This window comes from Pseudorhizobium xiangyangii (assembly GCF_020531965.1).
In the GTDB taxonomy this organism is placed as follows: domain Bacteria; phylum Pseudomonadota; class Alphaproteobacteria; order Rhizobiales; family Rhizobiaceae; genus Neorhizobium; species Neorhizobium xiangyangii.
Genome location: NZ_JAJAWH010000003.1, coordinates 19,188 through 41,588 on the forward strand (window position 1 = coordinate 19,188; position 22,401 = coordinate 41,588).

Here is a 22,401-nt window from a genome sequence, read left to right on the forward strand (position 1 = left end):
GCTAGGTACCCAGGACATCGTCCAAGGCGGGGGCGTATGGCATGCTATAGTTCTTGAGGTGAAGTGGAGGACTTTGCATCGAGCCCCGCCAAGGATAAAAACAGGGAAGAGGAGGCCCTCATGAGCGACGTGTCTATGCAGACAAACGACGATTCCGCAAAGATCTGGCTTGCCTCGTATCCCCCCTCTGTGCCGGCCAATATCCCTTCTCTTGCCTATCGGTCGCTGGCCGAACTGTTCGAAAGCTGCTGCCGGGAATACGCGGAGAGAATTGCCTTCTCCAGCATGGGCCACGAGATGTCCTACCGGGTGCTCGATATGGAAACCCGCAAGATCGGCGCCTGGCTGCAAAGCATTGGACTGCAAAAGGGTGACCGCGTTGCGGTGATGATGCCGAACGTGCTGCAGAACCCGGTGGTGACCTACGGCATCCTGCGCGCCGGGCTTATAGTGGTCAACGTCAACCCGCTCTACACGCCCCGCGAACTTGAACACCAGCTCAAGGATTCCGGTGCCAAGACCATTTTCGTGTTGGAGAACTTTGCGCACACGGTGCAGCAGGTCGCAGCGCAGACCGGGCTCAAGCATATCGTCGTGACGGCGATGGGCGACATGCTCGGATTCAAGGGCCATATCGTCAACTTTGTGGTGCGCAAGGTTAAGAAACTGGTTCCTGCCTGGTCCATCCCCACCGCACGCAAGTTCAATGATGTACTGGCGGAAGGTATCTGGCATACGTTGAAGCCTGTCGACATCGACAGCAGCGACGTGGCGTTCCTGCAGTATACGGGTGGAACGACCGGCATTTCCAAGGGCGCGACGCTGACGCATGCGAACCTGATCGCCAACAAGATGCAGATCGCGCTTTGGCTCGATGCCGTGTTCCAGACCCGCCCCCGGCCGGACGTGCTGAACTTCGTCTGCGCCCTGCCGCTCTATCATATCTTCGCGCTGACGGTGAACTCGCTGATGGGCATTGCCATGGGCGGACATAACATCCTGATCGCCAATCCGCGTGACATCCCGGCCTTCGTGAAGGAACTGCAGAAGCACAAGGTCCATGTGTTTCCCGGCCTCAACACGCTCTTCAATGCGCTGATGAACAATCCCGATTTCCAGAAAGTGGACTTTTCGTCTCTCATCCTGGCGCTCGGTGGCGGCATGGCCGTACAGCGTCCTGTGGCGGAACGCTGGCAGGCCATGACGAAGACGGCGATTACAGAGGGATACGGTCTGTCGGAAACATCTCCCGTCGCGACGGCCAATCGGTTCGATTCGCATGATTTCACCGGCATGATCGGCCTGCCCTTGCCGTCCACCGAGATATCCATCCGCGACGATGACGGAAATGCCGTTTCCCAGGGAGATATCGGCGAAATCTGCATCCGCGGGCCGCAGGTGATGGCTGGCTACTGGCAGCGTCCGGACGAAACCGCAAAGGTGATGACCCCGGACGGTTTCTTCCGCTCCGGCGACATGGGCTATATGGACGCACGCGGCTACACCAAGATCGTCGACCGCAAGAAGGACATGATCCTCGTCTCCGGCTTCAACGTCTATCCCAACGAAGTTGAGGAAGTTGCAGCCATGCACCCGGGCGTGCTGGAAAGTGCCGCGATCGGCCTTCCCGACCCCCATTCCGGCGAAGTGGTGAAGCTTTTCGTGGTCAAGAAGGATCAGGCGCTGACGGAAGAACAGTTGCGCGAGCACTGCGCGGCAAACCTGACGGGTTACAAGCGGCCAAAGCTCATCGAGTTCCGCAGCGAGCTTCCGAAGTCGAATGTCGGCAAGATCCTGCGCCGGGAACTGCGCGGCTGATCACATCGCTCGATACGCGGCTTGATTTGAGAATGAAAGCTTATAGGTTCCCGTGCATCCCTCCCCCGGATCACGAGGACTTCCCATGCAGGCTATCGTCAAAGACCTGAAGAACACCGCCGCCGCCACGAAAGCAACCGATCTGCGCGCCGCGTTTGCCGCCGACGCAGAGCGGTTTTCGAGGTACAGCGTAGCCTCCGGCGACCTGCTTATGGATTTCTCGAAGACCGCGGTCAACGAGCAGATCCTGGTTCTCCTCGAGCAGCTCGCGGACGAAGCCGGGGTCGCTGCCAAGCGCGATGCGATGTTCTCGGGCGAGGAAATCAACTTCACCGAAGGCAGGGCTGTCCTCCACACCGCGCTGCGTAATCGCACCAACACGCCTGTTCTTGTCGATGGCAAGGATGTGATGCCCGACGTCAATGCCGTGCTCTCCGCCATGGGCCGGTTCGCCGACGGCATCCGCTCCGGCGCGCTCAAGGGCGCTACGGGCAAGGCGATCACGGACGTAGTCAACATCGGCATCGGCGGCTCCGACCTCGGACCGGTCATGGCAACGCTGGCGCTCGCGCCTTTCCATGATGGACCCCGCGCGCACTTTGTCTCGAATGTCGATGGCGCCCATATCGCCGATACGCTGAAGCTGCTCGATGCAGAGACGACGCTCTTCGTCATTGCCTCGAAAACCTTCACCACGATCGAAACAATGACGAACGCCGCCTCGGCGCGCGCCTTCATCGCCGACAAGCTCGGCGAAGCGGCCGTGAAGCATCATTTCGCGGCCGTCTCCACCGCGCTGGACAAGGTCGCGACCTTCGGCATCGAGAGTGACCGCATTTTCGGCTTCTGGGACTGGGTAGGCGGCCGGTACTCGATCTGGTCGGCGATCGGCCTGCCGCTGATGATTGCCGTCGGGCCTGAAAATTTCGGCAAGTTCCTGGACGGCGCACATGCGATGGATACGCATTTCCGGGACGCACGGGTGCGGGAAAACCTGCCGATGCTGCTGGGGCTCATCGGCTTCTATCATCGCAATGTTCTCGGCTATCCGTCGCGCGCCATCCTGCCCTACGACCAGCGTCTCCTGCGCTTTCCCGCTTACCTCCAGCAACTCGACATGGAATCGAACGGCAAGGGCGTGACGGTCGACGGTACTCCGGTCGACGGCAATTCCGGTCCTGTCGTCTGGGGCGAACCCGGGACGAACGGTCAGCACGCCTTCTACCAACTCATCCACCAGGGCACGAGCATCATCCCGGCCGAGTTCATGATCGCGGCGAACGGCTTCGAGCCGCATCTGCGCCATCAGCACGAACTGCTCATCGCCAATTGCCTTGCCCAGTCGGAAGCGTTGATGAAGGGCCGCACGCTGCAGGAAGCCAAGGCGCAGCTCACCTCCAAGGGCGTGGACGATGCCCAGGCGAACTTCATCGCTCCGCATCGCGTCTTTACCGGAAATCGCCCCTCCATCACCTTCGTCTACGATCAGTTGACGCCGTTCGCGCTAGGCCGCCTGATTGCACTCTACGAGCACCGCGTCTTCGTGGAAGGTGTCATGTTCCGCATCAACTCCTTCGACCAGTGGGGCGTCGAGCTTGGCAAGGAACTGGCGACCGGCCTGCTGCCGATCGTCGAGGGCAAGGAGAGCGCGGCAAGCCACGACTCGTCCACGCAGGGGCTGGTAAAGACGCTGGCGGGTTTGAAGAAGTAGGTACTCAAGCGCGGCGATCAGGAGGCGGGTCTCTCCTTACCCCTCCGCTTTTCTTGGCGACCCTCTCCCCCCGGGGAGAGGAAAAACCGCGGCGTGTCAGCAAGCTCCACCTTCTCCCCTGCTGCGAGAATCTGGTCTGAAGGATCGGAGACAGGGGAGCAGCTTTCTGCCTTTGGGGAACTAAAGCCCGATCTCGTGCGCGAACGGCGGATTGGCCCCTGCCCTCGAGACAGTGACAGCAGCGGCTTTCGCGCCAAGCGCCAGCGCCTTTGCAATCTGACCCTCCGTCAGGCTTGCCACCTGCGCCTTTGTCAGGAGGTTCTGCATTTTCAGCGAGGCGAGGATACCTGCATCGAACGTGTCGCCGGCGCCGACGGTATCGACCACGGTAACCCGCTCGCTCGGCACCGTGACCTTATGGTTCGCGGTATAACCGACAGCACCTTCGGCGCCACGAGTGACGACGACCAGCTTGGCGCCATGATGCAGCCAGTGATGGGCCAGCGTGTCCTCATCCCCTTCGAGACCGAACCAGACAAGATCCTCGTCCGAGAACTTCACGATATCCGACATCGCTGCCATGCGGTTGATGCGGGAGAGATGCGCTGCCTTGTCCTTGATGAAGCCGGGGCGGATGTTCGGATCGAGCGAGATCACGCGCGTCGCATGCTCACGCTTCATCAACGCCTCATAGGTCGAACCGCAGGGCTCGGGAATGAGGCTAATGGCACCGAAATGCAGCGCCTCGCAATTATCTCCCAGCGCCGGCAGGTCGGCTTCGGTGATCATGCGCCCGGCCGTGCCTTCATCATAAAATGCGTAGGTGGCATGGCCATCGACCAGTTTGACGAAGGCGATCGTCGACGGGCGCGATGCTAACGCGCAGTAGCTGAAATCGACTTTGCTCTGGCGAAGAGTGTCGCGCAGGATGTCACCCATCATGTCGTCGGCAAGGCCGGTAAAGAAACCGGTCTCGACGCCGAGGCGACCGAGCGCGATGGCCGTGTTGAAGACGGCCCCGCCGGCATAGGGAGCAAAACCCGTTTCGCCGAGCGTAGTCTCGCGCGGCAGCATGTCGATCAGCGCTTCACCGCAACACAAAATCATGGCTATCCTCCCAAAGACGCGACGTCGTTCACCGGATTAAGTGAGCTTTTGCCGCTTGGCTAGAGCGAAAGCTCGCTTACGCCGCCATTTCGACCGGACCATGCAAGCGGCGCATCAAGGAAGGCCTCGACTTCCGCCAACGTCTTGTCGTCGAAGAGCTTCTGGTCCCGGGCGACCGCCAGGACGTTGCGCCAGGTGGCAATATGATGAAACTGGACCTTGCCGTTTTCGAAACGCTGCGCGCCCTCATCAAAGATGCCGTAATAGAAGAGTGCAATTCCATGGTCCACGACCCCGCCTGCAGCACGGATTGCGTCGATGAACTTGAACATGCTGCCGCCGGCGGTGGTCAGGTCCTCGATGACGAGAACGCGTGCGCCTTCCGGCATGTGGCCTTCGATCTGCGCATTGCGGCCATGGCCCTTCGGCGCCTTGCGCACATAGATCATCGGCAGGCCCAGGCGCTCGGCGAGAAATGCCGCGAAGGGGATGCCGGCGGTCTCGCCGCCCGCGATGCAGTCGAACTTCTCGAAACCGGCATCGCGCATTACCGTCGCTGCGGCAAAATCCATGATGGCGGAACGTATCCGTGGATAGGAAATCAGCTTGCGGCAATCGATATAGACCGGGCTCATCAACCCGGATGCGAACTTGTAGGGCTTGTCGGCGCTAAAATGGACTGCCCCAATTTCCCACAGCATCTTTGCCATCAGTTCGGACATTACGCCGCGATCGGGAAATGTTGTCTGGATCATGCTGCCGCTCCTTTGTGCCACCCAAGTTGAGGAGCGCCATAGCAGCATGCGCGGCGCGGCGCCAGATGCATCGGGGGCAGGCAGATCAGGCGCTGCTTCGCGTGTCCCCGGCATCGACCTGCCGGAGGTGCCTGGCAACTTCCACCCGGTTTCGGCCTGCGCGCTTGGCCTCGTAGAGCGCCTTGTCGGCCAGGACGACCACCGCCTCGAAAGGCTGGCCCTCTTCAGTTCCCATGGCAATTCCGGCGCTGACCGTCGTACGCAGCACCGTCCCGCCCACCACAACTTCGCGCGCTGCGAAGCGGCCGGCGATATCGTTGGCAATGCACTCGGCGCGGCCAGGCAGGACATTATCGAGGATCATCGCAAATTCCTCGCCACCGAGGCGGGCGACCGTATGGGATTTGCCCGCGCCACTGGCAAGCTCCGCCGCAAAGACCTTCAATACGGTATCTCCGGTGGCATGACCGAATTCGTCGTTGATCAACTTGAAGCGATCGATGTCGAACACGATGACCGCGGTCGAGGCCTTTAGGAGGCGCTTGCCATGCTGTTCGAACAGCGCGCGACGATTGAGCAATCCCGTCAAGGAGTCGGTGAAGGACTCGCGGCGATGGAACGCCGCCATTCGCCACTGGTGAAGCGCCAGAGACAGCGAGCCGATCCCCGTCATGCCGGCAATGCAGACCCCGATATTGAGATCTTCCGCCCAGTTTTCCGGCGCATGACCGAGCACCCACTGCCCGTTTGCCGCAAGGACCGCCGCGCACAACAGAAACGAAATCGCGGTTGCGGCGTAGAGGATCGCAATGCCGATCAGCGGCCCGATCGCTTCCCGGCGCGCCAACCAGTACTGTCGGGCGGTCTCCAACAGGAGTGCCGCGGTGGCGGCATTCATGACAATGAAGCCCAGCCCATCAAGGCCGCCAAGGATGAGAGGCAATCCTACGGCTGCCCAGATGACCGTCAGGCCCAGCGCTCGCCTCCAGCGCCGAATGCCGGTGCGGAATTGTACCGCGCCAACGTAGATCATGCTGAAGCCTGCCATCAGGAACGTGTAGGCCAGCGACGCCAGCAAAGATCCCGAATGAATTGTGTAGGAGCTGTAGGCGAAGATGCCGGAGACCGTCAGGAGAAGTGCGATGACGAGCGTGAAGAGAAAGGAATCGCGGCGTGAAATCCACGTGCCGAAAAGCGTCACCATCAGACATGCTGCCGACACACCCAAGGCCAGCAGAAAAGAATGGTAGTCAAGCATCATGCTTATCTTTCTCTTCGGGAAGACCCGACGAAATCCTTATTCTGACGTAATACCCGGTCCTCTCCAAACCGTTATCGGTCTGTGTGGCATTTGAACTAAAGCGAGATTGCGCTGGCGATTACTCCACCACCTGCCAGTGCAGCGGAAACATCGGATCGAAGACGGTGATCGCACCCGCACCGGTATCCCGCTTGCTCGGATAGGAAACCGGCTGCTCCTGACGGACGAGCGTCATCGTCTCTTCGTTGGGCGCCATGCCGTACCAGGCCGGCCCGTTAAGGGATGTAAATGCCTCGAGCTTGTCGAGGGCATTCTCTTCCTCGAAGACATGGGCGAGGCAGCTCATCGTATTCGGCGACGTATAGATGCCGGCACAGCCGCAGCCGCACTCCTTGAGCGGATCCACATGCGGCGCCGAGTCCGTACCGAGGAAGAATCGCTTGTCGCCGGAGGCTGCAGCGGCCCGAAGTGCAAGCCGATGGTTCTCGCGCTTGGCGACCGGCAGGCAGTAGTAATGAGGACGGATGCCGCCGACCAGGATGGCGTTACGGTTGATAATCAGGTGGTGCGTGGTGATCGTGCCCGCGAGGTTGCCTGATGAGCCCATAATGTAGTCCACGCCATCCTTCGTCGTGACATGCTCCATCGTGACCTTCAATTCAGGCAGGCGATTGCGGAGCGGATCCAGCACCGTTTCGATAAAGACGGCCTCGCGGTCGAAGATATCCACTTCGGGCGTCGTCACCTCGCCGTGTACGCAGAGCGGCAGCCCGATCTCGGCCATGCGCTCCAGGACCGGCATCGCCTTGTCGATATCACGCACGCCGCCATGGGAATTGGTCGTCGCACCTGCCGGGTAGAGCTTCACAGCGGTGATCAGCCCGCTCTCCTTCGCGGCAGCGACGTCGTCCGGGTCCGTGCCTTCCGTCAGGTAAAGCGTCATCAGCGGCTGGAAGCGATCCCCCTGCGGCAGCGCCGTGAGGATACGGTCCCGATAGGCCACGGCATCCTGAGCAGTGACGACCGGTGGGACAAGATTGGGCATGATGATGGCGCGGGCGAAGTGCCGGCTCGTGTCGGCGATGACGCCCTCCAGAACCGCGCCATCGCGCAGGTGCAGATGCCAGTCGTCGGGGCGGCGGATGGTTAGCGTCTTCATCGGGGAGCCTTCGCTGTCATCGATGCGGCCCGCATAGCATCAATAGCCGGAAGGAGACAATCACAGATGCCGCCACAGACGCGGGCCAACGGATCGATCGCGAAATGGTGAAGAGGATTCAGCCCTCGGCGAGCAAGTAGCAAGCAGCCGGACGGAACCGCAAACGGGTTCGGGCGTTCGTTCATCAAAATAAAGATTCAATGAATCGGAGCGAACAATGAAATCCCCAGCCTCGCATGTCAACAGGGGTTTTGCACTTGCCACAGGAACAGCCGTCGCCCTTCTGGCGCTGACGGTGGCTCCCGGAGCAGAAGAGCGCCACAATACATTGGCTTCGCTCACCGTTCAGAACGAGTGCGACCGTCTGGCCGGCAGCCCCAACGACAACCAGCGCAACGCGACCTACGGCGCCGTCGATACCGCGCAGATCGATGCTGCGGCCGTTGATGCCTGTCGTTTGGCATTCGAGGCAACCGGCAACCCGCGGTTCGCCTATCAACTCGGCCGCGCTCTGAACAAGGCCGAGGATGCGGATAGAGCCATGGCGGCTTATGACGCCGCCGTGCAGGCCGACTATCCGGCCGCCAAAGTCAATTTCGGCATGCTGCTCGGCCGCCTCGGCGATCAGGAAGCCGAATTCAAGATGTACACCGAAGCCGCCAACAGCGGAAATGCGCTGGGTTCCTACAATCTCGGTGTCGCCTACCGCGACGGTTTGGGAACGCAGCCGGACGTGAATAAGGCTCTGCATTGGTTCCAAACGGCTGCGAGTGCCGGTGATGATACAGCCGCTTTCAACATCGCCGTCATCTACGACGAGGGCCAGATGGTGACCGAAGATGACCAGACGGCCATCGCCTGGTACGACCTCGCTGTTGCGCGTGGAAATGTCGACGCCATGGTGAACCTGGGCATCATGCTGGAAACCGGCGAAGGCATTCAAGCCGACCCGCAACAAGCCGCGGAACTGTACGCACTTGCTGCCCAGAAAGGCGACGAATTTGCCGCAAACAAGCTTCTTGAGCTTCACGATTCGGGCGCTGTCGCTCCACCTGCGATGACACAGCTGGAAGACGGCATGATGAATACCCTCGTGCTGAAGGAGGGCGACATGGAAACCCCTGCCACCCTCGCAAAGGACATTTAAGGCGGGATCAGATCTCGCCGGCCGATGGCCCCCATACATCTGTCATCGCAAACCCGTCGGCGAACGGGTCGAACGGGTCGAGAGCGACCTGAGACAAACCAAAGGTGAAGCCGCGGCCCGTGATCGTCGGTACGATCGCGGGCTTTTCCGCGACGGTAGTTTCGGCAGCAAGCCCGACTTCGAATTCCGAGCCGATGATCGACCGCGACTTGAAGACGTCGCCGACCGCGACCTGTCCCCGAGCATGGAGGGCAGCCAGGTTGGCGGAGTTTCCGGTGCCGCAAGGGGAACGATCAGCCCGGCCCGGCCACATCGTCGTACACGTCCTGACTGCACCATCCTCGTCAACATCACGGAACATGACATAGGCGACGCCTGAGATCGCGGAGATTTCAGGGTGCACGACCGAAACCGCACGGTTGACCAGATCCTTCAGCACCATGCCGGCCTGCACGAGCGCCGCTGCATTGGCCTTTTCGATCGTCAGATTGATCTGCCGAACATCCACCAGCGCATAGAAAATGCCGCCGTAGCAGAGGTCCAGGGTGATCTTGCCCCAATGCGGGGTCTCGAGCTCCACGTCGAGGCGATCGACGAACGACGGCACCATGGTCAGCTTGACCTTTTCGCATCGTCCGTCGCGGCATGTCGCCGTGGCCTTCACGAGGCCCGCAGCGGTTTCCAGCGTCACGACGGTTTCAGGCTCTTTCATCTCGACGATGCCGGCCTCCAGAAGCGCTGTGGTCACGCAAATGGAATTCGAGCCCGAGCTTGCATGCGCCTGGTCGGGCTGGAGGATGATAAAGGCCGCGTCGGCATCCGGATGCCGGGCCGGAAGGAGGAGATTGACCGAACCGATCGGCGCACCGCGCGGTTCCAGGCACAGGAAATGCCGCAGTTCCTGCCCTTTCGGATCCGTGTTCAGCCAACGCAGCTGGTCGGCAACCGTCTCACCCGGAATCTTGGGAACTCCGCCGATCGCCACCCGGCCGATTTCGCCTTCGCAATGAACGTCCAGCAACTGGATCGTACGCTTCCATCTCATGCGTATTTCTCCCGATCAGACGTGGCGCGTCAGGCCGCCGTCCACGCGAATGTTCTGGCCGGTGATGTAGCCGGCGCCATCAGACAACAGAAAGGAAGCCGTCTTGGCGATTTCCTCGACCAGGCCAATCCGCTTCATGGGGACCTTCTCCGCCGTTTCCGGCTTGTGGTTCAGGCTGTCGATGTAACCGGGCAGGATGCAGTTCATGCGGATGCCACTTGCTGCGTAGCGGTCCGAATAGAGCTTGGTGAAGGCGCCGGCGGCCGCCCGATAGGTGCAGGAGACCGGGAACACGAGCGAGGGCTCGTAAGCCGCAAATGTGGTGATGTTGACGAAGGCTCCCTTGCCCTGCTTGAGCATCACGGGCGTGACGAGCCGGGCCATGCGCACGAGGCTGAGCACCACCATGTCCGATCCCAGTGCCCAATCCTCGTCGGATATCTCCAGAAGATCGCCCTTCGGCGGATGGCCCGTGTGATTCACGACCGCATCGATGCGGCCATAAGTCTTCATCGTCAGGTCAAAGATGGCCTGGATATCCTTCGCCTCCTGGGCCACACCGCGATGTGCCACGCCACCCAGCTCCGCCGCCAGCGTTTCGCAGCTTTCGGAGGGCGACATAAGGGCGAGCCTATAACCCTGAGCACGAAGCTCAGTTGCGATTGCGGCGCCCATGCCGCGTCCACCGCCGGTGATCAGCGCCACCGGGCTTTCGGTCTCGTCACTCATGATGTCTCCTCAAGTCAGTCTTCCAAGGCGGGAATGTCGGTCGCTGATATATCATCAGCGCAACACGGTTGACTATGGCCAAGATCTGCAGGGAGACGGATTGAAATGAGATCGGGCAACGAAATGGCGCGCCGGATCACGTCCATGATACAACGTTGTGGGCGGCGCCGGTCACCGTGGGATCGGCGGTACATTCGACCGGGAGGTTCAAAATGACAGTCGTTCCAATAGAACCGTTGCCAGCGGCCTCGTTGCATCCTGAAGAAATCAAGGCCGTCTTCGATCTGCGCGTGGGGAAGCACATCAGCCTGCAGGGCAGCGCCAGGATAACGCCGGCAGGTGTGATCAGCGCCGGCATCGCCGTTGCAGCAATGACCCTCGCCGTGGGATATCTCGTCTCGTCGTCCAGATCCTACAGGTCCTAGACCTGAGCGAGACGTTTGGCCTTGGGGTATGGACCTGTATCGCGCGGGAATTCCGCAGGCGGCACGCCATAGACTGTGATGCAGCGATTGCCGGCTTCCGCTCGGGAACCCGCTGCCAAGTCTCATTGCTATTTATGGGAAGAAAATGGCGCACCCGGAACGATTCGAACGTCCGACCCCCAGATTCGTAGTCTGGTGCTCTATCCAGCTGAGCTACGGGTGCGTCTGCTAACGGCAGCGCCGCTTGCGTGGCGATCCTCTAAAACGTCCTCATTTCGATTGCAAGCGCTTTTCCGGCAAAAATTGATTTTTTGCCGTTTCGGGCAACGCAACGAGCTGAATCACATGACTTTTTCTGTTCATGCCCTGGCGCGATAGTCGTCGAGCGCGACCGGACGGTCCGGAATCTCGATTCTGAACTGGGTCCCGGGACCCGGCTTTTCCACCAATGCAATCGTGCCGCCGTGCGCCAGCACAAGCTCGCGCGCAATGGCGAGACCCAAGCCCGTGCCGCCTGAACGCGCGGCGCCCCTGAAAGCCGCGAACAGGTTCTCGCGCGCCTTTCGCGGCATGCCCGGCCCGGTGTCGTCGATGATGATCCCGACCACACTGCCGACCCGCTGCGCAGTAATGGTGATGCGGCGCACGGTTGCAGGATCCTGCGCATGGAAGGTGGCGAGCGCCTGCACCGCGTTACGGCAGATATTGTGGATGATCCTGAACAACTGCTCGCCATCGGCATCCACTTCAAGCTCCGGCGCAACCTGCTCCAGAAACTCGATGCCGTTTCCCTGGTCGAGAGCCAGCATGTCGCGGACCTCCTGACAGAGGTCGCTGAAGCGCACCCGCCGCCTCTTGGGTGTCGCCTCGGATGCCTGGCCATAGGAAAGCACCTCGTTGGTGTAGCCTACGGCACGGTCGATCGTCCGCAGCAATTTCGGAGCGAAGCTGCGCACCATCGGGTCCTCCACGTCGACAAGACGGTCGGACATCAGCTGCGCCGAGGCCAGGATGTTGCGCATGTCGTGATTGATCTTGGAGACTGCGAGCCCGAGGTCGGCCAGATTTTTCTGCTGCTTCAACGTGCGCTGCAACTCCACCTGCATGGATGCCAGATGTCGCCCCGCCACCGCCAGCTCCCCCTTGGCGCCGTCGCCCCCAAACACCCGTTCCGGATCTTGCGGCTGCTCCGAGAAGAGCTGCATGTTGCGGGTCAGGTGGCGAATGGGACGGATCATCATTCGATTGATCGCCACAAAGATCATCACGGCGGTGATCAATGAAATGACCAGCGACAGGGCAAACATCATGCGCGAATACCGCAGCATGTCCTTGCGCAGCGCATCGTCGGTCATGACCAACTCGATGATCATGTCGGTTTCGCCGATCGGGCCGAAGACCCGCATGACGCGACCGCCGCCGAAGAGCAGCGTATTCATCGCATCGCGGATCGAAACGGGCAGCGATACATCCGTCAGATCGTATTGATCATCGATCTGCGGCGGGACATCGCTCGCAGCGAGCAATCGGGACGTGCCATCCTTGCGAAGCGCAATGACTTTGGTACCCGTCGCGAGAAGCGTGTCGTCCTGGACGTTACGGGGCAGTTCCGATGGTTGCAGCCCGTCGATGACGATCCCGGCCGCAGCCGCAGTGTCCAGACGGTCGCGCAACCAGTTCATGCGCATGCCGGCAACCGATGGTCCAAAGATGAGGATTTCCGCCAGCATGACGAAGACTACCGTCAGCCAGAGCAGCCGGCCGGACAACCCCCGGAACAACCCCGGCATCGGTGCGATGCCTGGACGTTCCTGCAAGGCATCTGCCTCCATGTGAGCTTCACCGCGCATGCGGTTCTCCGTCCATCACTGCCGCGCCCCTTCAGCAGCTGCTTTATCTGTGGTTGCCCTTGCTCTTTTACCAGTTTTTCGGCCGTGCACAAACAATTGGGCCGGAGACATGATCTCCGGCCCAATTGCTTGGTAATTATGCCTGGGTTCAGAATTCTTCCCAGTCGGCCGCCGCAGCTGTAGCAGTCGCTGCAGACCCGCCGATCCCGAAGGCCTTGGCAATCGCACCGGTCATTGCCCGAGCAGGAGACACGCGCGGCCGCTGATCGGAAACCCGTGCCGGACGGCCACCCTTGGGTGCAGGCGCAGCGTAGCGCGAAGCAACGGCCCGATCGTGGCCGGTCTCAGCGCTACCGATGTTGAACTGCGAGACCATGGTGAAGAGGCTGGTCGCTTCCGCCGAGAGTTTCTGCGTCGCCGCAGATGTCTCTTCCACCATGGCGGCATTCTGCTGCGTTACCTGATCCATCTGGTTCACGGCCGTGTTGACCTCCTGCAGACCGGTGGCCTGCTCCTTCGCCGCGATAGCGATCGAATGGATGTGGTCGTTGATGCGCAGAACCCGCGATTCGATTTCCGAAAGCGCCTCACCCGTCTTCTGGACCAGCCGCACACCGCCGGCAACTTCCTCGCCCGACTTGGCGATCAGGCCCTTGATGTCCTTGGCAGCTGCCGCAGACCGCTGGGCAAGTTCACGAACTTCCTGCGCAACCACCGCAAAGCCCTTGCCCGCCTCGCCTGCACGCGCTGCTTCGACGCCGGCATTGAGCGCAAGAAGGTTCGTCTGGAAGGCGATCTCGTCGATGACATTGGTGATCTGCGCGATCTCGTTCGAGGCCTGCTCGATACGGCCCATCGCCTCGACAGCGTTGCGAACAACCGCTCCGGACTGAACCGCGCTTTCCTTCGCCTCACCGACCATCACGGTCGCTTCCTGCGCCCGCTCGGTCGAGGTCCGCACGACGGCCGTGATCTGGTCGAGAGCCGCCGACGTCTCCTCAAGCGCCGCTGCCTGCTGCTCCGTGCGCCTGGACAAGTCATTGGTGGCGCTGCTCAGTTCATTGGAGCTGCCACTGATCGTGCCGGTGCTCACCCGCACGTTCTGCATCGCGCTGCGAAGACTTTCGACAGCCGCGTTGACGTTCACCTGCAGTTCCGCAAATGCACCGCGGAAATCACCGGACATGGTTTCGGTGAGGTCGCCCTCCGCCATGCACCTGGCGATACGACCCGTCTCCGAAACCCCGGCTTCAACGCTGTTCAGCAGGTTATCGACATTACGGGCAAAGTTATCGAGGCTTTCGTCGCCGAAATGCTTGTTGATGCGCCGGCTGAAATCACCCTCTACTGCAGCACCGACAACGGCTTCCATCCGAACCCGAAGATCATCGCTGCGAGCGCGCATTCCGTTTTCATGCTCGTTCATGCGGGCCACTTCCAGGCCGTTGCGCTTGAAGACTTCGACGGTGGCGGCCATGTCGCCGATCTCGTCGGCGCGTCCCACGGACGGAACCTCAGCACCGAAATCACCCGAAGCGATCCGCTTCATGCTGCTGGTGAGTTCGATGATCGGCGAACTCAACTGGCGGCGACCGAGATATAGACCGAATGATGCACCGGCTCCGACGCCCAACAGCATGACAGCTGCAACGATGGCGAAGACTGCCTCTCCGAACTGATCCAGTTCGGCATTCACGGTCTCCAGTTCGACGATATCAGCCTGCACGACAGCATCGATCTCGGTCTGGTAGGCCTTGCGATTATTACGATTGGCCTCGTTGTTGCCTTGCTCGTTGGCCGCTTCCGGTCCACTTTCCGACGCCAGACGAACGGTCTCGCTGCGGAACGCCTTGAACTCTTCGGAGCGCCTGAGAAGGTTGTCAAAGCTCGCCTGCTGGCTCGCAGGGACCATCGGCTTCCATTCGGACAGAAGCTTCTCCATGCTCGCCAGATTCTTGACCAGCCCTTCACCAAACTTGGCAGCCTCTTGCGAGGTATCCGAGGCGTAAATCCCGCGCGCTTCCATGACGACCGCCGTGACGAGCCGGTTCAGGCTTTCTCCCATATGTGCCCGTTGCGCCGCGCCTTCATAAGCCTGCATGCGTGTCCGGTATTCAGACATGGCAAAGAGCGAGAGGCCGCCTATGAGCAGCGCCACCGCGCTCATGAGACCCACAAGCAAATTGATCTTACCTCGAATTTTCACTGCATCGTCCTTTCTGACGCAACGTTAAGTAAAGGGACATGCGATCTTCCAGGATCCCCACCCACATTGCTAAATTTGGCACTGATGCATTAAGAAAGGCTTGAGCATACTGCCCCGTACCGAACATGCCGCCACAATTAAGACACGTGCAACAGCCTGTAAGTTTTAGGAAATCGCCGCGGGCCGCCATTTTCGATCAGGCGAGCAGCATCGCCACAATGCGCGGCATGCCCAAAAAAAGTGCGAATTATAAAGGTGCCAACCAGCGCTGTGGATGAACGGGAAGCGGCAGGCGTATGGCAGCGGCAATTGACTTTTCCGCTGGAGTACTCTTATAAGCCCGGCACGTTCAGCTCATGCAGGCTCGCGCGATTGCGACTTGTTGCCAGACGTCACGAAACGCTGTTGCCGTAAAGGCAAATTCAAGAAGGGCCGCACACCGCGGTATTAAATAAATGTCGAAGCGTACTTTTCAACCGTCTAATCTTGTTCGCAAGCGTCGCCACGGCTTCCGCGCGCGCATGGCTACTGCTGGTGGCCGCAAGGTTCTCGCCGCACGTCGCGCACGCGGTCGCGCGCGTCTCTCGGCCTAAGGCCGGGTGGGCCCGGCAGACGGGCAATGACGTCTGATACCGAATTCAAATCAACTGTCGGGCGGCTGAAAAGCCGGCCGCAGTTTCTTGCCGTGCGTGCTGGGGAAAGCCGCCGTGGCCGAAACTTCCTCCTGGAAGTTCTGGACCGGAACGAGCCGGACACCGGTGCACGAGTGGGCTTCACGGTCACGAAAAAGCACGGCAACGCTGTCGAGCGCAACCGAATGCGCCGCCGCCTGAAAGAAGCGGTGCGCCAAAGCGCCGGGTTTGCAATGAAGCCCGGACACGACTATGTCATTGTCGCGCGACGGGAGGTCCTGACGGTGCCCTTCGCAGAATTGGCGGCGCAGCTTAGCGACCGCATAAAGAATCGGCCAAAACCGAGGCGGTCCGAGGAGACCGGTTCCAGGAAAGCATGATGGAAAAAAACCGCAATTACTTCATTGCGATCGCCCTCTCGGTAGTGATCGTCCTCGGCTGGCAATTCCTCTACATGAACCCGAGGATGGAAGCCCAGCAGCGCGCCCTTGAAGCGCAGCAGGCCCTGGAGGAGGCGTCGCGGCCCGCGACACCTGCAAGCCCCGGCGCAACCGTCAGCGGTTCGCTTCCCGGGTCCTCCCAGGCAGAGGCAACTGTAAGCCGCGAACAGGCGCTTGCGAAAAATCCGCGCGTACCGATCGATACTCCGGCCCTTTCCGGCTCCATCAATCTCCTTGGCGCCCGCTTTGACGACCTGAAACTGCGCGAATACCACGAGACCGTCGACGACGAGAGCCCGACCATCACGCTCTTCTCTCCCGCCGACACGCCGGACGGCTATTTCGCCGAGCTTGGCTTCGTCCAGAGCGAGACTTCGGGAACCGTCCCGGGTCCGGCCACGCAGTGGACGCTGGCAAGCGGTGAGAAGCTGACCGTCGACACGCCGGTGGTCCTGAGCTTCACCAACGAGAAGGGTATCGTATTTACCCGCACGATCGCCGTTGACGATCATTACATGCTGACCGTGACCGACAAGGTCGACAACGTAGCGGCAGAACCGATTACCTTCGCACCCTACGGTCGCGTGACACGTTACAACAAGCCGGCCACTCCCTCCGTCTATGTCATTCACGAGGGCTTCCTGGGCGTCGTCGGCGAGACGGGCCTTGTCGAGGAGAGCTACTCCGACATCGAAGAGGAGGCGGTCAACAATCCCAAGGGGACCGGCGGCTGGCTGGGCATCACGGACAAGTACTGGGCCGCTGCGCTCGTTCCGCCGCAGGAACTACCCTACGAGTCCCGCTTCTCGCACTTTACCGATGGGCAGCCGCGCTATCAGTCGGACTTCAAAAGTGACGCCGTAACCGTGGCTCCCGGGCAATCGGCCGAGGTGAAGAACCTTGTCTTTGCGGGCGCCAAGGAAGTGCCGCTCGTGGACCGCTACGAGGCCGAGTACTCGATCCCGCGCTTTGAATTGCTGATCGATTGGGGATGGTTCTACTTCATCACCAAGCCGATGTTTAAGCTGATGGACTTCTTCTACCGCTACTTCGGAAATTTCGGCGTGGCGATCCTGATGACGACCATTGTCGTCAAGGCACTCTTCTTCCCGCTCGCCAGCAAGCAGTACGCCTCCATGGCCAACATGAAGCGCGTGCAGCCGAAGATGGAGGAGTTGAAGGCCAAGCACGGCGACGATCGCATGGCCATGCAGCAAGCCATGATGCAGCTCTACAAGGAAGAGAAGATCAATCCGATTGCCGGATGCTGGCCGATTCTGCTGCAGATCCCCGTCTTCTTCGCGCTCTACAAGGTCATCTACGTTACCATCGAGATGCGCCACGCGCCGTTCTTCGGCTGGATCCAGGACCTTTCCGCACCCGATCCGACGTCGCTCTTCAACCTGTTCGGCCTGCTGCCCTTCGGCGTGCCTGCCTTCCTGATGATCGGCGTTTGGCCGCTGATCATGGGCGTCACCATGTTCCTGCAGATGCGCATGAACCCGACCCCGCCGGATCCGACACAGGCGATGATCTTCAACTGGATGCCGCTGATCTTCACGTTCATGCTGGCAACGTTCCCGGCCGGTCTCGTGATCTACTGGGCATGGAACAACACGCTTTCGATCATGCAGCAGGCGCTGATCATGAAGCGCCATGGTGCGAAGATCGAGATCTTCTCCAATCTGAAGGGCATGTTCCGGCGAAAGCCAGAACCCAACAAGTAAATCTGAAAGGCCCCGGTTCACCGGGGCCTTTCTTTTTCGACGACTATCGGTTTTGTCGGCCTGCAACTTGACAAGGCGGCTCAAAAACCGGAAGCCGTCCCCTTCATAGCGACAGGACAATGACCAATGCCCGCGATCACGACCAAGGATGAAAAGCCGCTGTTCGGCCGCCCCTGGATCTTTATCCGCGGTGTGCCCTCCCTGGAGTTCCTCCCCCCTGAGGGACCGCTGGAGGTCGCATTCGCCGGCCGCTCCAATGTCGGTAAATCTTCCCTCATCAATGCGCTTGTCGGTCACAAGGGCCTCGCCCGCACATCCAACACTCCCGGGCGCACGCAGGAACTCAACTACTTCGTCCCCGAAGGTTATTCCGGCCAGGACGGTGATCTCCCGCCCATGGCGCTGGTGGACATGCCCGGCTACGGCTATGCGAAGGCCCCGAAAGACCAGGTGGATGCGTGGACAAAACTCGTCTTCGACTACCTTCGTGGTCGCGCGACGCTAAAGCGCGTCTACGTGCTGATCGACAGCCGCCACGGCATCAAGAAGAACGACGAGGACGTGCTGGACCTGCTCGACAAGGCCGCCGTGTCCTACCAGATCGTCCTGACCAAGACAGACAAGATCAAGGAAGCGGGCGTGCCGAGGCTGGTTTCGGAAACCGCCGAGAAGATCCGCAAGCGCCCGGCCGCTTTCCCGGGGATCATCTCCACGTCATCCGAAAAAGGTAAGGGGCTCGATGAGCTGCGGCAGGCGATTGCTGAAACTGTCGGCTACTCCACCGTCTGATGGCTCGGATGGTTGGCTTATTTCCTCTGTAACGAACATGCATTAAGACGCGGCGCAGCTAGACTACGGAGATATCGATGACTGCTTCCGACAGCGAACTTCAGGCGAAACTTCTGGCTCAGGCCCTGCCCTACATGCAGCGCTATGAGAACAAGACGATCGTCGTGAAGTATGGCGGCCACGCCATGGGCGACATCGAGCTCGGCAAGGCATTTGCCGCCGACATCGCCCTCCTGAAGCAGTCCGGCGTCAATCCCATCGTCGTCCACGGTGGCGGGCCGCAGATCGGCGCAATGCTCTCCAAGATGGGCATCGAATCGAAATTCGAAGGCGGACTTCGGGTAACCGATGCCAAGACCGTCGAGATCGTCGAGATGGTTCTGGCCGGCTCGATCAACAAGGAGATCGTGGCGCTCATCAACCAGACCGGCGAATGGGCAATCGGCCTCTGCGGCAAGGACGGCAACATGGTCTTCGCCGAAAAGGCGAAGAAGACCATTGTCGACCCGGACTCCAATATCGAGCGTGTCCTCGACCTGGGCTTCGTCGGTGAAGTGGTCGAGGTCGATCGTACCCTGCTCGACCTGCTTGCCAAATCCGAGATGATCCCGGTCATCGCACCCGTTGCTCCCGGTCGCGACGGTGCGACCTACAACATCAACGCCGACACGTTTGCCGGTGCCATTGCCGGCGCGCTGCATGCGACCCGCCTGCTCTTCCTCACCGACGTGCCGGGAGTGCTCGACAAGGACAAACAGCTCATCAAGGAGCTGACCGTCGCGCAGGCGCAGGCCCTGATCAAGGATGGCACGATCTCCGGCGGCATGATCCCGAAGGTCGAGACCTGCATCGAGGCGATCAAGGCCGGCGTGCAGGGCGTGGTCATCCTCAATGGAAAGACGGCCCACTCCGTGCTCCTGGAAATCTTTACCGAGCACGGCGCAGGTACGCTTATCGTTCCCTGAACCAGATCCTGGCTTAGCCCGCGGCGGCAAACACCGCCGTGGCTTCCTCTTTCAGCCTCGCCATCATAGCGCGGTACGGTCCCGGACCATAGCTCACGCGCGCGACGCCAAGTTCGGCGAGCCGCTTCGGCGGCGAAACGCCAGGCATCATCATGATGTTGACCGGCAGCGGCGACACCTCGCACAGTTTTAAAATCAAATCCTCATCAGCCAACCCCGGTGCGAAGAACCCGCTCGCTCCCGCTGCTGCGTAGGCTTTCGCTCTTCCGATCGCTTCGTCGAGAAGTGCGGAATGCTTTTCCCGGTCGCCTTCCTGCAAAAAGAGGTCGGTGCGGGTGTTGATGAAGAACGGGATGCCCCGCTCATCGGCGCGCGAGCGGATGGCGCGGATCCGCTCCGCCTGCTTCTCAACCGGGTAGATACCCTTTCCGCCGACGACCTGATCCTCGAAGTTGATACCGACTGCGCCCGCCTCGATCACCTTGTCGACGTTCTTCGCCAACTGGCCGGGTGCTTCCGCATAGCCACCTTCGAAGTCCACCGACAGCGGGAGGTCCGTCGCAGCCGTGATCGAACGGGTGGTCGAGAGCAGCGCATCCAGCGGCAGGTTCTCCCCGTCAGCATAACCCTGAGCCGCTGCGACCGACCAGCTTCCGGTCCCCAACGCCTTGGCCCCAGCATCGGCCACGGCCTTGGCCGTGCCGGCATCCCAGATATTGTAGATGATCAGGGGCCGGCCCTTTTGGTGAAGCGCCTGGAATGCGTCTGCTCTGTCTTTCTGGTTCATAATCTTCTCCTCACGCCCATACGGCGCCCCAATCCGAGAGGGTCAAAGCTAGGAGAGAAGCAGACGCGGATCAATCGGTATCAAATCAAGACCAACGCAAGAATGCCGAGCACGATCAGCAGGCAACCGGCAATCTCGAGCCTATTGATATCCTCCTTGAAGATAAAAACGGACGAGGCGAAGGTGAAGAGCATTTCGATCTGCGCCAGGGCCTTGATCACCGCGGCAGGCTGCAACGTCATGGCGGTGAACCAGCCGAAAGAGGCCGTCGCCCCGACGAAGCCGACAAGCAGTGCCGGCCGCCACGCCTGGCAGATGCGCCGCAGCTCCTGCCGCTCCTTAAGAAGTATCCACACCAGCATCGCCACGGCCTGCATGATGATGACCATGACCAGGGTATAGCCGGCCTGCACGACCGGGTCGGGAGCAGGAAGGCTGGGTGCGAGCGAGAGCGATGCATAGCGGTAGGAGACGCCGGAGATTCCGAAGAGGAAGCCCGACAGGAGGCCAAAGACGGCTGTCCGGCTGCCAACGGAGGTCACCAGTGAGCGCAGGGTCAGTTCCGTCCTCGCGACCGAGATGAGCATGACGCCGACGACGGAGATGGCGATGGCGAGCATGGTGCCGGAGGTGATGGTCTCCCCGACCAGAACCAGTGCAACCAAAGCGGCCTGCGCCGGTTCGGTACGGGAATATGCCGTACCCACGGCGAAATTCCGGAAGGCGAAGATATAGACGAGCAGGAACGTAGCGCCGATCTGAGCAAAGCCGCCAACTATCGCCCACATTGCGAACGTCACATTCGGCGTCGGCATGGGGCGGTCCAGGCCAAGATGAAGGATAGCCATATAGATAAGGGCGAACGGCACGCCGTAGCCAAAGCGGACGAAAGTCGCCCCAGTCGTATTCAGGCGACCGCGCAAATGCTTCTGCAGGGCAGACCGCATGTTCTGCAGGAATGCGGAGACTATCGTGATGGGAATCCAGAGTTCCATGACTTCGCGCGTATCACGCGTTTCAATTGCATGCCAAGGCCACTTGCGGAGTAGAATGGAGTTTCCCGTTTTCTTTCGTGCAGCCACAGGGCATAAGACGGCATGACCAAGCCGAAGACATCCCCCGATCCCGCCGATTTCACCCAGATCAAAGACTGGGTCTTCGATCTCGACAACACGCTTTATCCGCATCACGTCAATCTCTTCGCGCAGATCGACAAGAACATGGGCGCCTATGTCGCCGAACTGCTCCAGCTTGAGCCGGACGAGGCGCGAGCATTGCAGAAGCGGTACTATCACGAGCACGGGACGACGCTGCAGGGCCTGATGCTGCACCACGGCATCAACCCCGACGAATTCCTCGAACGGGCCCACGCGATAGACTACTCAGCGCTCCTGCCGCATCCGGAACTCGGCGACGCAATCAAGTCGCTTCCCGGTCGCAAGTTTATCTTCACCAACGGCAGCGTTCCGCATGCAGAAGCGGCGGCCCGCGCGCTCGGCATTCTCGATCATTTCGACGATATCTTCGACATCGTTGCCGCCGACTACGTGCCGAAGCCCGCAGGCGCGACCTACGACAAGTTCGCCAGCCTTCACCGCGTCGATACCGGTCACGCCGTGATGTTCGAGGACCTGCCGCGCAACCTCAAGGCGCCAAAGGCGCTCGGCATGCGGACTGTCCTTCTCGTGCCCCGCAATCTGGATGACGTGCTGATAGAGCGGTGGGAAACGTTCTCTGAGGAGGACGATCACATCGACTACGTGACGGACGACCTGACGAGCTTCCTTGCCTTGCTTTCCACGCGCTGACCACCTTACCGAAAGTTCATCCAGATTACGGATGTTTAAG

General features: G+C 60.5%; 20 protein-coding genes and 1 tRNA gene. 10 read left to right on the top strand and 11 right to left on the bottom strand.

The window, feature by feature from the left end:
* Positions 1-120 precede the first annotated feature (120 nt).
* Together LH464_RS02875 and pgi are read left to right on the top strand one after the other, a co-directional pair.
* The gene (locus LH464_RS02875; RefSeq protein WP_226784866.1) at positions 121-1,818 is read left to right on the top strand and encodes a long-chain fatty acid--CoA ligase; all 1,698 of its coding nucleotides are present in this window, start codon (positions 121-123) and stop codon (positions 1,816-1,818) included.
* Positions 1,819-1,903: 85 nt separating this feature from the next.
* The gene (gene pgi, locus LH464_RS02880) at positions 1,904-3,529 is read left to right on the top strand and encodes a glucose-6-phosphate isomerase (protein WP_226784867.1); all 1,626 of its coding nucleotides are present in this window, start codon (positions 1,904-1,906) and stop codon (positions 3,527-3,529) included.
* Positions 3,530-3,709: 180 nt separating this feature from the next.
* On the opposite strand, the gene LH464_RS02885 is transcribed toward pgi, so the two are convergent.
* From LH464_RS02885 to pyrC, 4 genes are all read right to left on the bottom strand, one after another.
* A complete protein-coding gene (locus LH464_RS02885; RefSeq protein ID WP_226784868.1) occupies positions 3,710-4,636 on the bottom strand; it encodes a carbohydrate kinase family protein in 927 nt (308 codons plus the stop codon).
* 59 nt (positions 4,637-4,695) lie between these two features.
* On the bottom strand, positions 4,696-5,391 hold the full coding sequence (locus LH464_RS02890; RefSeq protein WP_226784869.1) for an orotate phosphoribosyltransferase: 696 nt from the start codon (positions 5,389-5,391) through the stop codon (positions 4,696-4,698).
* An 85-nt stretch (positions 5,392-5,476) separates the two neighbouring features.
* On the bottom strand, positions 5,477-6,652 hold the full coding sequence (locus LH464_RS02895; protein WP_226784870.1) for a GGDEF domain-containing protein: 1,176 nt from the start codon (positions 6,650-6,652) through the stop codon (positions 5,477-5,479).
* A 118-nt stretch (positions 6,653-6,770) separates the two neighbouring features.
* The gene (pyrC, locus tag LH464_RS02900) at positions 6,771-7,811 is read right to left on the bottom strand and encodes a dihydroorotase (protein WP_226784871.1); all 1,041 of its coding nucleotides are present in this window, start codon (positions 7,809-7,811) and stop codon (positions 6,771-6,773) included.
* Positions 7,812-8,028: 217 nt separating this feature from the next.
* On the opposite strand from pyrC, the gene LH464_RS02905 reads away from it, so the two are divergent.
* Positions 8,029-8,958 (top strand): tetratricopeptide repeat protein, encoded by a 930-nt coding sequence (locus LH464_RS02905; RefSeq protein WP_226784872.1) that lies wholly within the window; start codon positions 8,029-8,031, stop codon positions 8,956-8,958.
* 7 nt (positions 8,959-8,965) lie between these two features.
* On the opposite strand, the gene LH464_RS02910 is transcribed toward LH464_RS02905, so the two are convergent.
* A complete protein-coding gene (locus LH464_RS02910; protein ID WP_226784873.1) occupies positions 8,966-10,003 on the bottom strand; it encodes a 4-hydroxyproline epimerase in 1,038 nt (345 codons plus the stop codon).
* Positions 10,004-10,018: 15 nt separating this feature from the next.
* Complete coding sequence (locus LH464_RS02915; RefSeq protein WP_226784874.1) at positions 10,019-10,732, bottom strand: SDR family oxidoreductase; 714 nt, start codon at positions 10,730-10,732, stop codon at positions 10,019-10,021.
* 212 nt (positions 10,733-10,944) lie between these two features.
* Here LH464_RS02915 and LH464_RS02920 point away from each other — a divergent pair, with 212 nt between their 5' ends.
* Positions 10,945-11,157, top strand: coding sequence for a hypothetical protein (locus tag LH464_RS02920; RefSeq protein ID WP_226784875.1), 213 nt, complete (start codon positions 10,945-10,947; stop codon positions 11,155-11,157).
* A 146-nt stretch (positions 11,158-11,303) separates the two neighbouring features.
* Here the strand turns inward: LH464_RS02920 and LH464_RS02925 are convergent.
* The 3 genes from LH464_RS02925 to LH464_RS02935 all read right to left on the bottom strand — a co-directional run bounded on the left by LH464_RS02925 (position 11,304) and on the right by LH464_RS02935 (position 15,213).
* Positions 11,304-11,380, bottom strand: a tRNA-Arg gene (locus tag LH464_RS02925).
* A gap of 136 nt (positions 11,381-11,516) precedes the next feature.
* Positions 11,517-13,007: an ATP-binding protein gene (locus tag LH464_RS02930; protein WP_390624908.1), complete on the bottom strand. Its 1,491-nt coding sequence runs from the start codon at positions 13,005-13,007 to the stop codon at positions 11,517-11,519.
* Positions 13,008-13,155: 148 nt separating this feature from the next.
* Positions 13,156-15,213, bottom strand: coding sequence for a HAMP domain-containing methyl-accepting chemotaxis protein (locus LH464_RS02935; RefSeq protein WP_226784876.1), 2,058 nt, complete (start codon positions 15,211-15,213; stop codon positions 13,156-13,158).
* A gap of 455 nt (positions 15,214-15,668) precedes the next feature.
* Here LH464_RS02935 and rpmH point away from each other — a divergent pair, with 455 nt between their 5' ends.
* From rpmH to argB, 5 genes are all read left to right on the top strand, one after another.
* A complete protein-coding gene (gene rpmH, locus LH464_RS02940; protein WP_226784877.1) occupies positions 15,669-15,806 on the top strand; it encodes a 50S ribosomal protein L34 in 138 nt (45 codons plus the stop codon).
* 26 nt (positions 15,807-15,832) lie between these two features.
* On the top strand, positions 15,833-16,225 hold the full coding sequence (gene rnpA / locus LH464_RS02945) for a ribonuclease P protein component (protein WP_226784878.1): 393 nt from the start codon (positions 15,833-15,835) through the stop codon (positions 16,223-16,225).
* Entirely contained in the window at positions 16,225-18,012 is a 1,788-nt protein-coding gene (yidC, locus tag LH464_RS02950; RefSeq protein ID WP_226784879.1) for a membrane protein insertase YidC, read from the top strand. Before rnpA ends, yidC begins: the two co-directional genes overlap by 1 nt.
* Before the next feature lie 126 nt (positions 18,013-18,138).
* Positions 18,139-18,801, top strand: a complete 663-nt coding sequence (gene yihA, locus LH464_RS02955; protein WP_226784880.1) for a ribosome biogenesis GTP-binding protein YihA/YsxC — start codon at positions 18,139-18,141, stop codon at positions 18,799-18,801.
* Between the two features lie 77 nt (positions 18,802-18,878).
* The gene (gene argB, locus LH464_RS02960; protein WP_226784881.1) at positions 18,879-19,766 is read left to right on the top strand and encodes an acetylglutamate kinase; all 888 of its coding nucleotides are present in this window, start codon (positions 18,879-18,881) and stop codon (positions 19,764-19,766) included.
* A 13-nt stretch (positions 19,767-19,779) separates the two neighbouring features.
* Here argB and LH464_RS02965 read toward each other — a convergent pair whose 3' ends face one another.
* Both LH464_RS02965 and LH464_RS02970 read right to left on the bottom strand, forming a co-directional pair.
* Positions 19,780-20,553, bottom strand: coding sequence for an isocitrate lyase/PEP mutase family protein (locus LH464_RS02965; RefSeq protein WP_226784882.1), 774 nt, complete (start codon positions 20,551-20,553; stop codon positions 19,780-19,782).
* Between the two features lie 80 nt (positions 20,554-20,633).
* Positions 20,634-21,548, bottom strand: a complete 915-nt coding sequence (locus LH464_RS02970) for a DMT family transporter (protein ID WP_226784883.1) — start codon at positions 21,546-21,548, stop codon at positions 20,634-20,636.
* Positions 21,549-21,650: 102 nt separating this feature from the next.
* Here LH464_RS02970 and LH464_RS02975 point away from each other — a divergent pair, with 102 nt between their 5' ends.
* Positions 21,651-22,361: a pyrimidine 5'-nucleotidase gene (locus tag LH464_RS02975; RefSeq protein WP_226784884.1), complete on the top strand. Its 711-nt coding sequence runs from the start codon at positions 21,651-21,653 to the stop codon at positions 22,359-22,361.
* Positions 22,362-22,401 lie beyond the last annotated feature (40 nt).

What these genes read in the sequence shown, in the direction of transcription:
- LH464_RS02875 (WP_226784866.1), top strand. Translation starts at nt 121, where the DNA reads ATGAGCGACGTGTCTATGCAGACAAACGACGATTCCGCAAAGATCTGG.
- pgi (WP_226784867.1), top strand. Translation starts at nt 1,904, where the DNA reads ATGCAGGCTATCGTCAAAGACCTGAAGAACACCGCCGCCGCCACGAAA.
- LH464_RS02885 (WP_226784868.1), bottom strand. Translation starts at nt 4,636, where the DNA reads ATGATTTTGTGTTGCGGTGAAGCGCTGATCGACATGCTGCCGCGCGAG.
- LH464_RS02890 (WP_226784869.1), bottom strand. Translation starts at nt 5,391, where the DNA reads ATGATCCAGACAACATTTCCCGATCGCGGCGTAATGTCCGAACTGATG.
- LH464_RS02895 (WP_226784870.1), bottom strand. Translation starts at nt 6,652, where the DNA reads ATGATGCTTGACTACCATTCTTTTCTGCTGGCCTTGGGTGTGTCGGCA.
- pyrC (WP_226784871.1), bottom strand. Translation starts at nt 7,811, where the DNA reads ATGAAGACGCTAACCATCCGCCGCCCCGACGACTGGCATCTGCACCTG.
- LH464_RS02905 (WP_226784872.1), top strand. Translation starts at nt 8,029, where the DNA reads ATGAAATCCCCAGCCTCGCATGTCAACAGGGGTTTTGCACTTGCCACA.
- LH464_RS02910 (WP_226784873.1), bottom strand. Translation starts at nt 10,003, where the DNA reads ATGAGATGGAAGCGTACGATCCAGTTGCTGGACGTTCATTGCGAAGGC.
- LH464_RS02915 (WP_226784874.1), bottom strand. Translation starts at nt 10,732, where the DNA reads ATGAGTGACGAGACCGAAAGCCCGGTGGCGCTGATCACCGGCGGTGGA.
- LH464_RS02920 (WP_226784875.1), top strand. Translation starts at nt 10,945, where the DNA reads ATGACAGTCGTTCCAATAGAACCGTTGCCAGCGGCCTCGTTGCATCCT.
- LH464_RS02930 (WP_390624908.1), bottom strand. Translation starts at nt 13,007, where the DNA reads ATGCGCGGTGAAGCTCACATGGAGGCAGATGCCTTGCAGGAACGTCCA.
- rpmH (WP_226784877.1), top strand. Translation starts at nt 15,669, where the DNA reads ATGTCGAAGCGTACTTTTCAACCGTCTAATCTTGTTCGCAAGCGTCGC.
- rnpA (WP_226784878.1), top strand. Translation starts at nt 15,833, where the DNA reads ATGACGTCTGATACCGAATTCAAATCAACTGTCGGGCGGCTGAAAAGC.
- yidC (WP_226784879.1), top strand. Translation starts at nt 16,225, where the DNA reads ATGGAAAAAAACCGCAATTACTTCATTGCGATCGCCCTCTCGGTAGTG.
- yihA (WP_226784880.1), top strand. Translation starts at nt 18,139, where the DNA reads ATGCCCGCGATCACGACCAAGGATGAAAAGCCGCTGTTCGGCCGCCCC.
- argB (WP_226784881.1), top strand. Translation starts at nt 18,879, where the DNA reads ATGACTGCTTCCGACAGCGAACTTCAGGCGAAACTTCTGGCTCAGGCC.
- LH464_RS02965 (WP_226784882.1), bottom strand. Translation starts at nt 20,553, where the DNA reads ATGAACCAGAAAGACAGAGCAGACGCATTCCAGGCGCTTCACCAAAAG.
- LH464_RS02970 (WP_226784883.1), bottom strand. Translation starts at nt 21,548, where the DNA reads ATGGAACTCTGGATTCCCATCACGATAGTCTCCGCATTCCTGCAGAAC.
- LH464_RS02975 (WP_226784884.1), top strand. Translation starts at nt 21,651, where the DNA reads ATGACCAAGCCGAAGACATCCCCCGATCCCGCCGATTTCACCCAGATC.